Genomic DNA, 16167 nt, shown 5'->3' with positions numbered 1-16167 from the left:
GGATCCGTGCCCTTCAAGCCGTTTCAAGGATGTTCTACAGCGGGATGTTGCCGTGGGTCCCGCGGATCGGGCCGTCGGCTTCGGCCTTGGCCAGGGCGGTGGCGAGGGCGGTGCGGGTCCGGGCCGGTTCGACGACCTCGTCGACGACGCCGATCTCGATCGCCCGGTCGATGCCGCCGGCAATCTTCTCGTGCTCCGCGGCCAGCTCCGCCTCGACCTGGGGCCGGAGCTCCGGCGCCACCTCGGCGAGCTTGCGGCGGTGCAGGACCCGGATGGCCGCGACCGCGCCCATCACGGCGACCTCGGCGCGCGGCCAGGCGAACACCCGGGTCGCGCCCAGCGAGCGGGCGTTCATCGCGATGTACGCCCCGCCGTACGTCTTCCGGGTCACCAGCGTCACGCGCGGTACGACGGCCTCCGCGAACGCGTGCAGCAGCTTGGCGCCACGCCGTACGACGCCGTCCCACTCCTGACCGACACCGGGCAGATACCCCGGCACGTCGACCAGGACGACGAGCGGTACGCCGAACGCGTCGCACATCCGCACGAACCGGGACGCCTTCTCCGCGGACAGGGCGTCCAGGCAACCACCGAGCCGGAGCGGGTTGTTCGCGATCACACCGATCGTGCGGCCGCCGAGCCGGCCGAGCGTGGTGACGATGTTCGGCGCCCACCGCTGGTGGAGCTCGACGCCTGAATCCTCGTCGAGCACCCCTCCGACCAGCGGATGGACGTCGTACGCGCGTTTCGCCGACTCGGGCAGGAACCCGGACAGGTCGGTGTCCGGGATCGCGGTCGAGATCCTGCCCTGGTTGGCGAGCAGGTCGGCCAGCCGGCGGGCCTGCTCGAGCGCGGCCGCCTCGGTGTCGGTGGTGATGTGGACGACGCCGGACCGTCGCCCGTGCGGCTCGGGGCCGCCGAGGCGGAGCATGTCGACGTCCTCACCGGTGACCGAGCGGACCACGTCCGGGCCGGTCACGAAGATCCGGCCCTCCGGACCGAGGATGACGATGTCGGTCAGCGCCGGACCGTACGCCGCTCCGCCGGCGGCCGGGCCGAGGACGACGGAGATCTGCGGGATCTTCCCGGAGGCCTGCGTCATCGCGTAGAAGATCTTGCCGACGGCGTGCAGGCTGAGTACGCCCTCGGCCAGCCGGGCGCCGCCGGAGTGCCACAGGCCGATGATCGGCACCTGCTCCGCCCGCGCCACCTCGTACGCCTGTACGACGACGTCGCAGCCCTCGTCGCCCATCGCGCCGCCCATCACGGTCGCATCGGAACAGAACGCGACCACCGGCGCACCTTCGACGGTGCCGCGGGCAGCGACCATCCCGGACAGGTTGTCCGGCGTGAGCAGCTCCAGGCTGCCCGGGTCGAGCAAGTTGGTCAGCCGGGTGACGGGGTTGCGCGGGTCGAGTTCCCGGGGGAGCTTGGCCGGTTTCGCCGGTGCGGTCGTGGTCATGGGGTCCTCCGGGGGGTGAAGGAACTCGCCCGGCGGGGGTCCCGCCGGGCGGCGGACGGCGTGCTAGACCGACTTGAAGGCGATGGCGGCGTTGTGGCCGCCGAAGCCGAAGGAGTTGTTCAGGGCGGCGATGTCGCCGTCGGGCAGCTTGCGCTGCTCGGTCGCGACGTCGAGTTCGATCTGGTCGTCGAGCTTGTCGACGTTGATGGTCGGCGGCGAGACCCGGTTCTTCAGCGCGAGCACGGTGGCGACCGACTCGACCGCGCCGGCGCCGCCGAGCAGGTGACCGATCATCGACTTCGGCGCGGTGGCGACCGCGTGGTCGGCGTCCTTGCCGAGCGCCTGCCGGATCGCGATCGACTCGGCGATGTCGCCCTGCGGCGTCGAGGTGGCGTGCGCGTTGATGTGGAAGATGTCGGCCGGGGTCAGGTCGCCCTCGGACAGCGCCCGCTGCATCGCCCGCCGCGCACCGGAACCGGTCGGGTCGGGCTGCGCGATGTCGTGGCCGTCGGCGGAGATGCCCGCGCCGGCGAGCTCGGCGTAGATCTTCGCGCCGCGCGCTTTGGCGTGCTCGTACGACTCCAGGATCAGGATGCCGGCGCCCTCACCGAGCAGGAACCCGTCGCGGTCCAGGTCCCACGGACGCGAGGCCTTCTCCGGGTCGTCGTTGCGCTTGCTGAGTGCCTGCATCATCCCGAACGCGGCCAGCGGCAGCGCCATGATCGCGCCCTCGGCGCCACCGGCGACCACTACGTCCGCGCGGCCGAGCCGGATCTGGTCCAGGCCCAGCCAGATCGCCTCGTTGCCGGACGCGCAGGCCGACACCGGGGTGTGGACGCCGGCCTTGGCGCCAAGCTCCAGCGACACGTACGCCGCCGACGAGTTCGGCATCAGCATCGGGATCGCCAGCGGCGACACCCGGCGCGGGTTGGACTGCAGGGCGTCGTAGTTCGACAGCGTGGTGTGCAGGCCGCCGATCCCGGACGCGACCGCGACCCCGAGCCGTTCCTTGTCGAGCCCGGAGTCCTCCAGGCCGGAGTCGGCCCAGGCCTCGCGGGCGGCGACGACGGCGAGTTGCGCCGTACGGTCGAGACGGCGGGCCTTGACGCGCTCGATGACCTCGGTCGGCTCGACGGCGACCGGTGCGGCGATCTGGACCGCCAGGTTCTGCACCCACTCGTCGGTCAGCCGCCGTGCGCCGGAGCGACCGGCCAGCAACCCTTCCCAGGTGCTGGTCACATCGCCGCCGAGCGGAGTCGTGGCTCCGAGTCCGGTGATGACGACTCGGGTCTTCGACATGGTTACCTCATCCTTCACATGAGCGTTCTGCGGTTGGGAGCGAGGGGTGGGTACTGCGTGTGCTGCGTGGTGCTCATCGGACCGCCGGTGCCAGGACCGGTGCCAAGAAGGGCCCGATGAGCACCCGGGCCAGCACGGTGACGGCGGACGTCAGCCGTTCTGGGCGCGCTCGATGAACGCGACCGCGTCGCCGACGGTCTTCAGGTTCTTGACCTCGTCGTCGGGGATCTTCACGTCGAACTTCTCCTCGGCGGCCACCACGACCTCCACCATGGAGAGCGAGTCGACGTCGAGGTCGTCGGTGAAGGACTTGTCCAGCTGGACGTCCTCGACCGGGATGCCGGCGATCTCGTTCACGATCTCGGCGAGGCTGGAACGGATCTCTTCGGTGCTGGCCATCTCTTGGGTTCCCTTTCGGATTTCTGCTGACTTACTGCCGGTGCAGCCACCTGAGCTGCCCCGGACAACTATGGACTACGGAAGCCGGATCACTTGGGCCGCGTAGACGAGCCCCGCGCCGAAGCCGATGATGAGCGCGAGGTCGCCGCTCTTGGCCTCGCCGGACTCGCGCATCGCGGTGATCGCGAGCGGGATGGAGGCCGCGGACGTGTTGCCCTGGCGCTCGATGTCGCGGGCGATCTTCACGTGCTCGGGCAGCTTGAGGGTACGGCGCATCGCGTCGGTGATCCGCATGTTCGCCTGGTGCGGGACGAACAGGTCGAGCTGCTCCGCCTTCACACCGGCCACGTCCAGCGCCTGCTGCGCGGCCTTGGCCATCTCGAACGACGCCCAGCGGAACACCGGGTTGCCGTCCATCGTCAGGTGCGGCCAGTTGTGGTTGCCGTGCACCTCCTGCCAGGACTCCTTCTGGCTGATCACCTGGTGCTGCGTGCCGTCGGAGCCCCACACCACCGGGCCGATGCCCGGTTCGTCGGTCGGTCCCACGATCGCGGCGCCGGCGCCGTCGGCGAAGATGAACGCCGTACCGCGGTCGGTCCGGTCGGTGATGTCGCTGAGTCGCTCGACCCCGATCGCCAGTACGTACTTCGCGCTGCCGCCGCGGACCAGGTCGTTGGCCATCGCGATGCCGTAGCAGAAGCCCGCACAGGCTGCGGAGATGTCGAACGCGGCGGCCGTCGGGGCGCCGACCTCGACCGCGATCCGGGTCGCGATCGCCGGCGTCTGGTACAGGTGCGTGACGGTCGCGACGATCACGCAGCCGATCTCGGACGGGTCGATGCCAGCGTCGGCGAGCGCTTCCTTGGCGGCGTTCACCGACATCATCAGGACGGTCTCGTCCTCGCTCGCCCAGCGCCGCTCCTTGATCCCGGAGCGGGTCTGGATCCACTCGTCGCTGGAGTCGATCTGCTCAAGGATCTCGGCGTTCGGCACCGCGCGGCGCGGCCGGTACGACCCGATCCCGAGAATTCCGGCGTACTGCGAACCTGTCGACGCGGTGATCATGCGTTGCTCCCGGCGGGGTGCAGGCGGACGAGGGGCTGACCGGGGGCGACCGGGTCGCCCTCCTCGACGAGCCATTCGACCACGATGCCGCCGTGCGGCGCGGTCACGTCGACCTCGTCGCGCAGGCTCGCCACCTTCGCGACGACCTCGCCGGCCTCGACAGTCGCGCCGGACTCCCGCAGTACGTCGACCTTGCGGGTGAACGTGCCCTTGATCGGGGCGACCAGCAGGCGCCAGGTGGGGGAGGCGTCGATCTCGGACGGGCTGCCGTGCTTCTCGACGAACGCGCGGGCGTCGTCGAGCTGGTCCGGGGTCTTGAGGGCGAACGTCTCGACGCCCTTGAGGGCGCGCCGGGCGATCCCGGTCAGGGTGCCCGCCGGCGGGAGTTCCAGGATGCCGGTCACCTCGAGGTCGGCCATCGTCTGCATGCACAGGTCCCAGCGGACCGGCGCGTTCACCTGGTCCACGAGCCGCTGCAGGACGTCGCGGCCGTCGTGGACGACGTGGCCGTCGCGGTTCGAGATCAGGCGGGTCCGCGGGTCGTGGGTGCTGATCGCGGTCGCGTACTTCGCCAGCGTCTGGACGGCCGGCTCCATGTGCCGGGTGTGGAACGCACCGGCCACCGACAGCGGGATCAGCCGGGCCTTCGCGGGCGGATCGGCGGCCAGCGCGGCCAGCTCCTCGACGGTGCCTGCGGCAACAATCTGGCCGGGGCCGTTGTCGTTGGCGGGGGTCAGGCCGTGCTCGGCGAGCTTGGCGAGGATCTCGTCGCGGTCGCCGCCCAGCACCGCGGTCATCGAGGTCGGCGTCAGCGCGGCCGCGGCGGCCATCGCCTTGCCGCGCTCGCGGACCAGGACCATCGCCTGCTCGGCGGACAGCACACCGGTACCGGCCGCGGCGGCGAGCTCACCGACGCTGTGACCGGCGACCGCGCCGACCTTCGCGAAGGCGTCGGCCGGGTGCGGGAAGACCGCCAGCGCGGCCAGCATGCTGGAGGCGACCAGCAGCGGCTGCGCGATCGCGGTGTCCCGGATCGTGTCCGCGTCGGCTTCGGTGCCGTAGTGGGCGAGGTCGAGACCGGCGACCGCGGAGAGCCAGTTCAGCCGGCTCTCGAACACGGGATCCGCCAGCCACGGCTCGAGGAATCCTGGGGTCTGGGCACCCTGACCGGGCGCGACGATGACGAGCACGTGACCACTCTCCCTCACAGCTGCCGGTCGTGAGCGGAAAGGCGAGCACGAATTCTCCGGGACCGGTTTGTGGAGATCCTACAAAACGGTGCTTCCGGGCTCGGGATTGAGCAGGCGGCCCAAGGTCAGTGCGACACGCAACGTGAAACTGTCGCGGGGATCGAGCGGGTTGTACCCGGTGATGTCCGCCACACGCTTCAGCCGGTACCGGACGGTGTTGGCGTGGATGAACATCGCCCGGGCCGTCGCCTCGATCGATCCGCCCGAGTCCAGGTACGCCGAGACCGTGTCGAGGAGCACGCCATCGCCTACGGTGAGCGGGCCGTAGACCTCGTTGGCGAGCTGCCGGCGCGCGTGGCCGTCTCCGGAGAGTGACCGTTCCGGGAGCAGTTCGTCGGCCGGCACGGGTCGTGGGGCGCCTGGCCAGGCCACCGCGGCGCGGAGTCCGGCGACGGCCGCGCGGGCCGAGGTCACGGCCGACATCAGGTCCTTCACGACCGGTCCCACCACGATCGGACCGGGTCCAAACCAGGGCGCGAGTTTTTGTACGATCTCGACAGGTTTGCTCGTACCGCCGAGTACTACGACGAGGCGGTCGCCCTGGACCGCACACAGAGCGTCAGCACCCGCCTCGCGGGCCGCGTGCCGGACCAGATCCGCGACGTTCGAGCCTGCGTTGCGTGCTTCGGCCGGTTCCGCGGCCGGGGCCCGGCCGACCACCACGGCGACTTCGGCCGCTCCCGTCGTACCGGCGACTCCGGTCCAGCCGAGGGCGGAGGCGCGGGAGCGGACCGACTCGTCGGCCTCGCCGCGGATCACCGAGTCGACGAGGAGGGCTTCCAGGCGGGCGTCCCAGGCACCGCGCATCTCGGCGGCCTGCGCGTAGACGGTGGCGGCGGCGAACGCGACCTCGCGGGCGTACCGCTGGATGGCCTCGTGGACGATCGGTACGTCGGCCGGCGGCAACAGGGTGCCGATGGTGGTCTCGATGGTCTCGATCGTGGTCCGGACCAGGTCGACGGTCTGGTGCAGCGAGATCACCCGGGTGAACTCGCGCGGCGCGGAGCCGAAGATCCGGGTCGGCATCGACGAGTGCGCCTCGGGGTCGCGGAACCACTCGACGAACGCCGAGATCCCGGACTGCGCGACGAGCCCGATCCACGACCGGTCCTGCGCCGACAGTGTCGCGAACCACGGCAGCTTCGCCTCCATCGCCGCCATCGCGGCAGTGGCGAGCGCCCCGGTCGCCCCCTGCAACCGCTCCGCCCGCGCCAGATGCGCCTTCGTCACCACACCCCGACCCTAGCCCCCGCCAACCGCGGCAAATGGCGGAAGATGGGGGGATGACGGACAACGCGGGTGTGGCGGACGCGGTGGCGGCGCTTCGGGCGATCGGGTACTACCTGGAGCGTGACCGGCAGCCGACGCACCGGGTGAAGGCGTACCGGCGGGCGGCCGACACGATCGCCGCGTTGCCGGCCGCCGAGGTACGGGCGCGGCGCCGCGCCGGGACGCTGACCGAGCTGCCGGGGATCGGGCCGAAGACCGAGGCCGTGATCGTCGAGGCGATGGACGGCGAGACCCCGGCGTACCTGGTCAAGCTGGAGGGCGCCGCGGGCGAGCTGACCGGTGCGGGCCAGGGCCTGCGCGCCGAGCTGAAGGCGGACCTGCATCTGCACTCGGAGTGGTCCGACGGCGGCAGCCCGATCGAGGAGATGGCGCGTACGGCGCACCGCCTGGGCCACTCGTACATGGCGCTCACCGACCACTCGCCGCGGCTGACCGTCGCCAACGGCCTGTCCCGCGAACGCCGCCTGCAGCAGCTCGAGGTCGTTGCCGAGCTCAACAAGAAGCTCCAGGACGAGCTGGACGGCTTCACGATCCTGAACGGTATCGAGGTCGACATCAACGAGGACGGCTCCCTCGACTGCGACTCCGAGATCCTCGCGCGGCTGGACGTCGTGGTGGCGAGCGTGCACTCGAAGCTGCGGATGGCGTCCGAGCCGATGACGGAGCGGATGGTCCGCGCGATCGCCAACCCGCACGTGGACGTCCTGGGGCACTGCACCGGCCGGCTGATCACCGGCGGGCGCGGGACCCGTCCCGAGTCCGAGTTCGACGCCGAGGTGGTGTTCGAGGCGTGCCGTCAGTTCGGTACCGCGGTCGAGATCAACTCCCGTCCTGAACGGCTCGACCCGCCCAAGCGGCTGCTGTCGATGGCGGTCGAGATGGACTGCGTGTTCTCGATCGACACCGACGCGCACGCGCCCGGCCAGCTCGACTGGCAGGTGTACGGCTGCGAACGCGCCGAGGACTGCGGTGTGCCGGCGGACCGCGTCATCAACACCTGGGACCAGCACCAACTCGCGGAATGGACGGCGTCATGAGTGATCTCGAGAGGGACCCGGACGAGGTTGTCGGGACCGGGGACTGTGAGGGGCCTGCGCTGGAGATGCTTGAAGGGCGGGAGGTCGTGCTGGGGCGATCGACCACCGTGCGGCGGTTGCTGCCGAACAAGAATCGCCGGATGGTCGGCGCCTGGTGCTTCGTGGACCACTACGGACCGGACGACCTGACACAGCGCGTCGACTCGTACGACGTACCGGGGGAGCGCGGCATGCAGGTTCCGCCGCACCCGCACACGAGCCTGCAGACGGTGAGCTGGCTGTTCGAGGGCGAGATCGAGCACCGCGACAGCGTCGGGTCGCACGCGTTCGTCCGCCCGGGCGAGCTGAACATCATGACCGCCGGCAACGGCATCGCGCACTCCGAGGTCTCCACACCGGACGCCCCGCCGAGGCTGCACGGCGCCCAGTTGTGGGTCGCTCTGCCGAACGACGTCCGTACGACGACCCCGCCCGCCTTCAACGCGTACGCCGACCTGCCGCGGCTCGAACTCGACGGCGCGCAGGTGACCGTGATGATCGGGACCGTCGCCGGGGTCACCTCACCCGCCCCGGCGTACACCCCGCTCGTCGGCGCCGACATCACGATCGGGCCGGGGCAATCGCTTGACCTCCCGCTGACCCCGTCCAACGAGTACGCCGTGCTCGTGGTCGACGGATCGCTGACGGTCGGGGACCTGCACCCGGGGTTCGGCGAGATGACCTACCTCGGCGCCGGCCGGGACACGATCGAGCTCGCTGCCTCGGACGACGGTGTGCGGTTCCTGCTGCTCGGCGGCGAGCCGTTCGAGGAGGAGCTGGTGATGTGGTGGAACTTCATCGGCCGCTCGCACGAGGAGATCGTCGCCGCGCGGGACGCCTGGCAGGCCGCGATCGATGCTGCGGGCAACGACCGGTTCCCGATGGTGCCGGGGTACGACGGCGACCCGTTGCCGGCGCCGCCGCTGCCCGGGACGACGCTCAGACCGCGACCGCGGGCACGCTGACCCGGCGCCGGTAGTACGCCCAGGTGAGGACCAGCAGCGCGGGGCCCCACAGTTGCAGCGGCGCGTAGCAGGTGATCATCAGCGCTGCCCACGGCGTGCTGGAGAACGGGATGAAGTCGTTGGTGAAGACGTCGCGGAACCCGTACGTCCAGATCGCCATCAGAGACAGCGATCCCAGCACGGCGGGCACGATCGCGGCGTACGGATGCACCCGCCGGCCGCCGATGAACGGGATCCAGCGCGGCGCGATCTCGCCCCAGCGGCTGACCAGGCCCAGTGCGGTCAGGGCGACCAGCTCGGAGAAGATCGACAGCGAGACGACGTACACCTTGCCGCCGAGACCGGTGAGGTAGATGTGGTTGCCGTTGTCGTCGAGCATGCCCATCGACGAACCGAACACCAGGCCGAGCCGCCAGAGACCGGACGGCAGGGTCAGGAACGGAATCGTGTGGGCGAGGACGTAGGCCCAGCGGGGGACGGGACGCTCTGTTGTGCTCACGTTCCGAGCATCCGGCCTGGCCCTCGGCGGCACCTCACCCGTCGGAGTGAAGCTGCTCCCTCCGAGGACCGATTCCTTGTTCCAGTGCGTCGAACGCGCGGTCGATGACGGCCACCTGATCGCGGCGGACCTGCTCGACGTCGTCGCCGGCCACGATCCGGCCGATTGGGGTGCGGAAGATCGTGGTGATGGTCGCGGTCAGCAGGTTCGCGACCAGGCGTGCCGAGAACTCGTCGTCGGTCTCTTCGGCCAGTACACCGGCCAGCATGTCGGCGATCTCGTGTTCCTGCTCGACCATGCGCGCCATCAGCGCGGGGCTCGACTGCAGCACAGTCCAGAACCCGTGCACCCCCGCGATCGCGCCGGACAGTGGGTGCCCGGCGGCGAGCAGTTCGTGATGGTAGCGGCGCATCGCGGTGGCCACCGGCTCGCCGGCGGGACGGTCGCGAACGACAGACTCGAGTTCCTGGAGCCGGTCGAGGTGCCGGTCCAGGTACAGGTCCTCCTTGCGCGGGAAGTAGTTGAAGACCGTCATCTTGGACACCCCAGCGGCCGCGGCGATCTCGGCGACCGTCACCGCGTCGAACCCGCGGGTCACGAACAGGCCGGTGGCCACATCCGCGATCATCCGCCGGGTCGCCTGCTTCTTGCGTTCCCGCAGTCCTTGCTCGGCCATGGCGGAATTGTACTGGACCAAATTTTATACCCGGTCTAATATTCTGGCCATGGACAACAAGGACGTGGTGATCGCCGGCGGCGGGCCGGTCGGACTGATGCTGGCCTGCGAGCTCGCGCTGGCCGGAGTCGACGTACTCGTCGTCGAGCGGCTGCGCGAGATCGACCCGACGATCAAGGCCGGGTCGATCAACGTGCCGACCGCCGAGGCCCTGTACCGGCGCGGGATGCTGCCCGCGCTGCAGGAGCACCAGCGGCTGGCGTACGAGCAGATGAAGGCGTTCCGCGGCGGGAAGGCGCCGAGCGGTCCGCCGCCGGCCGGGCACTTCGCCGGGATCATGGTCAGCTCCGCCGGTGTGGACTTCGCGGATCCGGACTTCCGCGACGCCGGTCCCGCGGTGTCGGTCGTCGCGGTCGGGCAGCAGGCGATCGAGTCCGTGCTGGGCGCGCGGGCGGCCGAGCTCGGCGTCGAGATCCGGCGGGGGACCTCGGTCACTGGCTTCGATGCCGATGAGGAGGGCGTGACCGTCCAGTTGAGCGACGGCGCGGTGCGTGCGGGCTGGTTGGTCGGCGCCGACGGCGGTCGCAGTCTGGTCCGCAAGCTGGCCGGGTTCGACTTCCCAGGAACCGAGCCGGCGATCACCGGTCGGCAGGCGATCGTGGAGCTCGAGGGCGCCGAAGGACTGCTTCGCGGCTGGAACTACACGTCGGCGGGCCTCTACGCGCACGGACCGGTCCCGGGGCGCGTGCTGACCGTCGAGTTCGACGGACCGCCCGAGGATCGTGAGGCTCCGATCACCGCCGACGAGATCCAGGGCAGTCTGCGGCGCGTGACCGGCGTCGACGTCACGGTCACCCGCGTGCTCTCGGCGACCAGGTTCACGGACAACGCGCGCCAGGCAACGTCGTACCGCAAGGGGCGTGTGCTGCTCGCCGGGGATGCGGCCCACGTGCACTCGCCCTTCGGCGGTCAGGGTCTGAACCTCGGGATCGGTGACGCGGTCAACCTCGGCTGGAAGCTGGCCGCGACGATCCAGGGCACTGCGCCCGCAGGTCTCCTCGATACCTACACGACCGAACGGCACCCGGTCGGCGAGTGGGTGCTGGACTGGACGCGCGCCCAGATCGCCTTGATGCGCACGGATTTCCGGACGTCCGCGTTGCGCAACGTGGTCAAGGACCTGCTCGAGACGGCGGGCGGTACGACGTACCTCGCGAAGAAGTTGTCCGGTGTCCTGCATCGCTACCCGATCGAGGGCTCGCACGCGCTGGTCGGCTCGGGCGCGCCGGACCTCACGTTCGCGGACGGTACGCGACTGGGGGAGCACCTGCTCGACGGCAAGCCGTTGCTGCTCGACCTGGCCGGTTCGGAGCCGTTGCGCGAGGTCGCGTCCGGGCGGGTGCGCGTGCTCACCACGAAGTACGACGGCGACCTCACCGGCGTACTGATCCGGCCGGACGGGTACGTCGCCTGGGCTGCCTCGGACGGCACCGCGACGGGACTGGACGAGGCCTTGTCGACCTGGGTGGCGTAGGCCCTAGAGCAGGTCGTGATCGCGGGCGTACGCCGCGGCCGCGGTCCGGGACGGTACGTCGAGCTTCGCGAAGATGTTGGTGAGGTGCCGGGCGACGGTCTTGTCGCTCAGCACCAGCCGCTCCGCGATCTCGGCGTTGCTGTTGCCCACCGCAACCAAGCGCAGGACGTCGAGCTCGCGCCCGGTCAGCCCGCCCGCGGTGCTGCGGCCGATCAGCCGTTCGACGCCCTGCCGGGCCGGTTCCGCGCCGAGCCCGGCGAAGCTGCGGCACGCCGCGGTCAGCTCGGCGGTCGCGGAATCGTCGTCGCCGAGCAACCGGACCGCCCGACCGACCAGCACCTTCGCGCGCGCCAGCTCGTACGGCGCCCGCAGCTCACTCCACAACCGCGCCGCCGTGCGGGCGTGCGGCAGCGCCCGGTCCGGATCGTCGTCCGCCAACGCCACCAGGGCCGAGCAGTACGCCGCTGACGCCCGCAATCCCTCGCACCCGAAGCCGGTGGCGATTGTCAACAATTCACCGGCCGCTGCGTCCGCCTCGGCGAGCGCGTCACCGGCGAGCAGCACCTCGACCGCACCCGCCAGCAACCGCGAACGATGCACCGGATCACCCGTCTCCGCGAGCAACCGGCGTACGGCGGCAAGCGCCCCCGGGACACGCCCGCGCGCGACCATCAGCAAGGCCCGCCCGGGCTGCGCCTCGTACCCGTACCCGGCCGCCGCGTCGTACGACGCATCCGCCCCGCTGAAGTCGCCCCGAATCCGCAGTACGTCGCCGCGCTCGCCCAGCGCGAGACCTGCCGCGACCTCCGACCCGGACGCCTCGTACCGCCGGCACGCGTCCTCGAACTCCGCCAGCGCCTCCGGGTACGCCGCATGCAGCCGCAGGATCTGGCCGCGGTGGACGGCGCACTGGCCGGTGAACGGCACCAGGTCCGGCTGACTGTCGCACCAGCGCGTCAACGCCGCCGTCCACGCGGACGCCCGCCCGAAGTCGAGGACTTCCTGGCAGCCTTCGATCATCGCGCAGTACACACTGCCCGCGAAGATCGGTGACACCTCACCGGCGGCGACGCCGACCATCGCTTCGTCCATCAGCGCGAGCCCTTCCGGCACGCGGCCGGAGTACAGCAGGAGACGGCCCTTGCACACCAGGCCCTGAGCCAGCAGGTCCGAGTCGCCGTGCCGCCGGGCGATCGCGACGATGTCCTCCCCGACGGCCAGCGCGCCCTGGAAGTCCGCCTCGTCCAGGCACCGGAAGAAGTCGTGGATCCGCAGGTAGCCGCGTTCCACGACGTCCTCCGGCTGGTCGACCATCAACCGCTCGGCGCGCGCCGCCCAGCCGTTGCCGACGGCCCCCTCACCGCGCTCGTTCAGGATCCGGGCCAGCCAGAACGCGAACCGGATCGCGCCGAGCACGTCATTGGCCTCGGTCTGCTGACGGTAACCGCGCTGCAGCGCCCGGATGCAGGCGTCGCTGTCGCCGAGCAGGTAGGCAGCGGTGGCCAGGGTGCCCAGCTCGTCCGGCCCCAGACCGGTCGCGTTCTGCTCCCGGTCGACCGCGGCGAGCCGCTCGTACGCGACCGCCCAGTCCCGCCGCTCGAACGCCGACCGGGCCCGCTGCAGATCGTCGACAATCCCCATGTAAACCCCCACCTGGCAGCATGCGCTGCCGGGTCAGGCGGCGGCAAGACTCCGGCCCGCACCGGCGCGTGCCGCGATCTTGCGGGCGACGTACGCCGCGTCCCGGCCGACGCCGGGGAGGACCATCGAACTGAAGGCGTACTGGAAGCACAGTCCGCAGAAGAACAGCCCGGGCGCGTCCGCGGCGACCCCGCGGTACTCGCGCGGCCAGCCGTCGGCGCCCGCCACCGGGACCTTGATCCAGTCGAACACCTGCCGGAACCCGGTCGCCCACACCACGTTCGCCACGTCCAGCACCCGGCCGTCCGCCAGCAGCGGCCGGCCGTCCTGGACGCCGACGACCCGGTCGGGTACCCGCTCGACCCCGCGAGCCAGCAGATCGGCCCGCTTGACCCGGATCATCGGGCCGCCGTGGTACCGCAGGTCCTTCATCGCGACTTTGCCGAGCGGCGAGCGGCGGGTGAGGACGTGGCGCCCGACGAACAGGAAGATCGGCCAGAACACCTTCTGCCCCGGCCGTCCCGGCTTGAACGGCATCTGCCCGGGATCACGGCCGCACAGCACGGTCGGGTGCGTCTCCGCGACCTCGTACGCGACGTCCGTACCGGAATGCGAGCCGCCGACGACCAGCACCGGCCCGTCCTTGAGCTGCGTCGGCCGCTGGTACTCCGACGAGTGCAGCTGCCGGATCGCCGGGTCCAGGTCGACCGCGTAGTCCGGGAGGTACGGCGTACGCCCGAACGTCCCGGTCGCGACGACGACGTTGTCGGCCGTCAGCTCCTCGCGCCCGACGGTGACGATCCACCGGTCGTCGCGGCGTTCGAGCCGGTCGACCCGGGCGTTGGGCCGGATCGGCAGCGCGAAGTGAGCGGCGTACGACGCGAGGTAGTCGGCGACCTCGTCCTTGCCGGGGTAGTGCCACGGATCGCCCGGGAACGGGAGGCCGGGCAGCCCGTCGTACTTCGCCGGCGAGTACAGCCGCAGGCTGTCCCAGTGCGACCGCCACTGGTCGCCGACCCGGGCGTTGCTGTCGAGGATCGTGAACGGCTCCCCGAGCCGTTGCAGCTGCTGTCCGGTGGCGAGCCCGGCCTGGCCGGCGCCGATGATGATGGTGTTCATGTAACAACCTCCCTGACAGGGCGTCCGATCTGGCGCCGGGAAGCGTGGAAGCGCAGCCACCACAGCAACATCAGCGCGGACGTCACGACGTAGAAGCCGTGCAGGATCCAGATCGGTCCCGGCGGCAGGTGCACCACGTAGATGCAGTGGACGGCGTTGCCGACGTTGGCCAGGACCAGGTTGGCCGGGCTGTACGACGCGAGGTCGCGGGTCCGGATCGCCCGGACCACCATCGGCAGGGCGCTCGACGCGAAGAGGATGGTGGACATCGTCCCCGCGAGAAGAGCAACGCTTGCGCCAGTCATGTCACTGACGCTAGGTCTCCCGGCCCGCCGCCCGCGTCGGACGGAATGCGCAACTCGCCAAGCCTGCGGCTACGACGTTTCTCGTACGTCGGTATGCCGCCGGATCCACGGCGCCAGCGCGAAGACGGCGAACGCGACCACGATCGTCACGACCGCGAGGCCGCCGAAGTACGCCGTGTCGGACGCGTCCTCGGTCGCCTGCACGAGCTGGGCGGTGATCGCCTGACCCGCGGCCGGAGCGAGGAACCACAGCGCCATCATCTGGCTCAGGAACGCCCGCGGCGCCAGGACCGTCGTCGCGGCCAGGCCGACGGGGGAGAGGAACAGCTCGCCGAGCGTCTGGATCACGTACACGCCGACCAGCCAGAGCGGTGACGCGAGGTTGTCCCCGGCAACCGACGAGGCGAGCGCCATCACCGCGAACGAGATACCGGCCAGCAGCAGACCGGTCGCGAACTTCTGCCCGATCGACGGCCCGCGGTCGCCGAGCCGGATCCAGATCACCGCGAACACCGGCGCCAGCACGACGATCGAGAACGGGTTGACGGACTGGAAGAACTCCGGCGAGATCTCGATCCCGAACAGGTCCAGCTGCGTCCGGCTCGCCGCGAACGTCGTCAGCGTGGTCGCGGCCTGCTCGAACAGCATGAAGAACAGCATCGCCGCGACGAACAACGGGATGTACGCCCGGACCCGCTGCCGTTCGGCCGGCGTGACCAGCGGGCTCCGCAGCAGCATCACGAAGTACGCGATCGGCGCCAGGAAGCACACGTACGAGATCGCGTCCACGACCGGCCGCGGGCCGACGCCGCCGGATCGCCAGGCCGACCAGGCGAACACCACCGCGAGCAGCGCGAAGACCGCGGCCGAGACCTTGATCATCGTCGGCCGGTCGGCGGCGGTCAGTGGGTTCGGCGGGGTGTCGCCGCGGCCGTGCAGGGTCCGCCGGCCCAGCAGGTACGCCACCAGTGCCAGCGTCATACCGACCGCGGCTGCCGCGAACGCGACGTGGAACCCGAACTCGCGGCGCAGGAACCCGACCACGAACGGCGCCGAGAACGACCCGATGTTGATCCCCATGTAGAAGATCGAGAACGCCGAGTCCCGCCGCGTGTCACCCGGCTCGTAGAGCGTGCCGACCATCGTCGACACGTTCGGCTTCAGCAGCCCGGTGCCGAGGGCAACCAGCGCGATCCCGGCGTACGCCGGACCGTTCGACGGCAGCGCGAGACACAGGTGGCCGGCGACGATCACGCTCCCGCCGTACAGGACGGTGCGACGGGCGCCGAACACGCGGTCCGCGAACCAGCCGCCGAGCACGGAGAGCAGGTACACCGAGGCGCCGTAGATCGACACCACGGCCTGCCCGAGCGACTCACCCAGCCCGAGCCCGTGCGCCTGGTCGGTCAGGTACAGCAACAGGATCGCGCGCATCCCGTAGTAGCTGAACCGCTCCCACAACTCGGTCGTGAACAGCGTCATCAACCCACGCGGATGCCCGAAGAAGGTCTTCTCAGCCTGTTGCAGTTCCGACACGCTCGACTACTCCCCGTCGTCGACAGCACTCAGCGCCGACCGTAGCAAACC

Annotated in this window: 15 protein-coding genes; 3 read left to right on the top strand and 12 right to left on the bottom strand. The window is 70.7% G+C overall.

From position 1 onward, the window contains the following. Positions 1 to 34: 34 nt before the first annotated feature. From E0H92_RS18490 to E0H92_RS18465, 6 genes are all read right to left on the bottom strand, one after another. Positions 35 to 1462 carry an acyl-CoA carboxylase subunit beta gene (locus tag E0H92_RS18490; protein WP_131462421.1) on the bottom strand — a complete coding sequence of 476 codons (1428 nt, stop codon included), beginning with the start codon at positions 1460 to 1462 and terminating at the stop codon, positions 35 to 37. Between the two features lie 63 nt (positions 1463 to 1525). Continuing rightward, positions 1526 to 2761 carry a beta-ketoacyl-ACP synthase II gene (gene fabF, locus E0H92_RS18485; RefSeq protein WP_131497057.1) on the bottom strand — a complete coding sequence of 412 codons (1236 nt, stop codon included), beginning with the start codon at positions 2759 to 2761 and terminating at the stop codon, positions 1526 to 1528. A gap of 150 nt (positions 2762 to 2911) precedes the next feature. Then, positions 2912 to 3160 (bottom strand): acyl carrier protein, encoded by a 249-nt coding sequence (locus tag E0H92_RS18480; RefSeq protein ID WP_130380551.1) that lies wholly within the window; start codon positions 3158 to 3160, stop codon positions 2912 to 2914. A 75-nt stretch (positions 3161 to 3235) separates the two neighbouring features. Beyond that, complete coding sequence (locus E0H92_RS18475) at positions 3236 to 4225, bottom strand: beta-ketoacyl-ACP synthase III (RefSeq protein ID WP_131497056.1); 990 nt, start codon at positions 4223 to 4225, stop codon at positions 3236 to 3238. Continuing rightward, complete coding sequence (locus E0H92_RS18470) at positions 4222 to 5415, bottom strand: acyltransferase domain-containing protein (RefSeq protein WP_131462424.1); 1194 nt, start codon at positions 5413 to 5415, stop codon at positions 4222 to 4224. The genes E0H92_RS18475 and E0H92_RS18470 overlap by 4 nt, the downstream gene beginning before the upstream one ends. Before the next feature lie 78 nt (positions 5416 to 5493). Beyond that, the gene (locus tag E0H92_RS18465) at positions 5494 to 6708 is read right to left on the bottom strand and encodes a PucR family transcriptional regulator (protein ID WP_238152733.1); all 1215 of its coding nucleotides are present in this window, start codon (positions 6706 to 6708) and stop codon (positions 5494 to 5496) included. Between the two features lie 50 nt (positions 6709 to 6758). Here E0H92_RS18465 and E0H92_RS18460 point away from each other — a divergent pair, with 50 nt between their 5' ends. Next, positions 6759 to 7802 carry a PHP domain-containing protein gene (locus E0H92_RS18460; protein ID WP_131497055.1) on the top strand — a complete coding sequence of 348 codons (1044 nt, stop codon included), beginning with the start codon at positions 6759 to 6761 and terminating at the stop codon, positions 7800 to 7802. Next, positions 7799 to 8806 (top strand): pirin family protein, encoded by a 1008-nt coding sequence (locus E0H92_RS18455; RefSeq protein ID WP_131497054.1) that lies wholly within the window; start codon positions 7799 to 7801, stop codon positions 8804 to 8806. Before E0H92_RS18460 ends, E0H92_RS18455 begins: the two co-directional genes overlap by 4 nt. Here E0H92_RS18455 and E0H92_RS18450 read toward each other — a convergent pair. Further along, positions 8781 to 9305 (bottom strand): hypothetical protein, encoded by a 525-nt coding sequence (locus E0H92_RS18450; protein ID WP_131497053.1) that lies wholly within the window; start codon positions 9303 to 9305, stop codon positions 8781 to 8783. The genes E0H92_RS18455 and E0H92_RS18450 overlap by 26 nt on opposite strands. A gap of 34 nt (positions 9306 to 9339) precedes the next feature. Beyond that, the gene (locus E0H92_RS18445) at positions 9340 to 9981 is read right to left on the bottom strand and encodes a TetR/AcrR family transcriptional regulator (protein WP_131497052.1); all 642 of its coding nucleotides are present in this window, start codon (positions 9979 to 9981) and stop codon (positions 9340 to 9342) included. Between the two features lie 49 nt (positions 9982 to 10030). On the opposite strand from E0H92_RS18445, the gene E0H92_RS18440 reads away from it, so the two are divergent. Next, on the top strand, positions 10031 to 11515 hold the full coding sequence (locus tag E0H92_RS18440) for an FAD-dependent monooxygenase (RefSeq protein ID WP_131497051.1): 1485 nt from the start codon (positions 10031 to 10033) through the stop codon (positions 11513 to 11515). Between the two features lie 3 nt (positions 11516 to 11518). Here E0H92_RS18440 and E0H92_RS18435 read toward each other — a convergent pair whose 3' ends face one another. From E0H92_RS18435 to E0H92_RS18420, 4 genes are all read right to left on the bottom strand, one after another. Continuing rightward, positions 11519 to 13156: a helix-turn-helix transcriptional regulator gene (locus E0H92_RS18435; protein ID WP_131497050.1), complete on the bottom strand. Its 1638-nt coding sequence runs from the start codon at positions 13154 to 13156 to the stop codon at positions 11519 to 11521. Positions 13157 to 13189: 33 nt separating this feature from the next. Beyond that, positions 13190 to 14275, bottom strand: a complete 1086-nt coding sequence (locus E0H92_RS18430; RefSeq protein WP_131462431.1) for a flavin-containing monooxygenase — start codon at positions 14273 to 14275, stop codon at positions 13190 to 13192. Then, the gene (locus E0H92_RS18425) at positions 14272 to 14580 is read right to left on the bottom strand and encodes a hypothetical protein (protein ID WP_131462432.1); all 309 of its coding nucleotides are present in this window, start codon (positions 14578 to 14580) and stop codon (positions 14272 to 14274) included. Before E0H92_RS18425 ends, E0H92_RS18430 begins: the two co-directional genes overlap by 4 nt. A 69-nt stretch (positions 14581 to 14649) precedes the next feature. Continuing rightward, the gene (locus E0H92_RS18420) at positions 14650 to 16116 is read right to left on the bottom strand and encodes a peptide MFS transporter (protein ID WP_238152734.1); all 1467 of its coding nucleotides are present in this window, start codon (positions 16114 to 16116) and stop codon (positions 14650 to 14652) included. Positions 16117 to 16167: the final 51 nt, after the last annotated feature.

The organism is Kribbella speibonae (assembly GCF_004331375.1).
Lineage (GTDB): Bacteria > Actinomycetota > Actinomycetes > Propionibacteriales > Kribbellaceae > Kribbella > Kribbella sindirgiensis.
The sequence above is the reverse complement of the archived record's forward strand: the minus strand, read 5'-3'. Positions and strand labels throughout refer to the sequence as shown.

Bases quoted from the DNA above. Each gene is read 5' to 3' on its own strand.
- E0H92_RS18490 (WP_131462421.1), bottom strand. From the start codon at position 1,462: ATGACCACGACCGCACCGGCGAAACCGGCCAAGCTCCCCCGGGAACTC.
- fabF (WP_131497057.1), bottom strand. From the start codon at position 2,761: ATGTCGAAGACCCGAGTCGTCATCACCGGACTCGGAGCCACGACTCCG.
- E0H92_RS18480 (WP_130380551.1), bottom strand. From the start codon at position 3,160: ATGGCCAGCACCGAAGAGATCCGTTCCAGCCTCGCCGAGATCGTGAAC.
- E0H92_RS18475 (WP_131497056.1), bottom strand. From the start codon at position 4,225: ATGATCACCGCGTCGACAGGTTCGCAGTACGCCGGAATTCTCGGGATC.
- E0H92_RS18460 (WP_131497055.1), top strand. From the start codon at position 6,759: ATGACGGACAACGCGGGTGTGGCGGACGCGGTGGCGGCGCTTCGGGCG.
- E0H92_RS18455 (WP_131497054.1), top strand. From the start codon at position 7,799: ATGAGTGATCTCGAGAGGGACCCGGACGAGGTTGTCGGGACCGGGGAC.
- E0H92_RS18445 (WP_131497052.1), bottom strand. From the start codon at position 9,981: ATGGCCGAGCAAGGACTGCGGGAACGCAAGAAGCAGGCGACCCGGCGG.
- E0H92_RS18440 (WP_131497051.1), top strand. From the start codon at position 10,031: ATGGACAACAAGGACGTGGTGATCGCCGGCGGCGGGCCGGTCGGACTG.
- E0H92_RS18435 (WP_131497050.1), bottom strand. From the start codon at position 13,156: ATGGGGATTGTCGACGATCTGCAGCGGGCCCGGTCGGCGTTCGAGCGG.
- E0H92_RS18430 (WP_131462431.1), bottom strand. From the start codon at position 14,275: ATGAACACCATCATCATCGGCGCCGGCCAGGCCGGGCTCGCCACCGGA.
- E0H92_RS18425 (WP_131462432.1), bottom strand. From the start codon at position 14,580: ATGACTGGCGCAAGCGTTGCTCTTCTCGCGGGGACGATGTCCACCATC.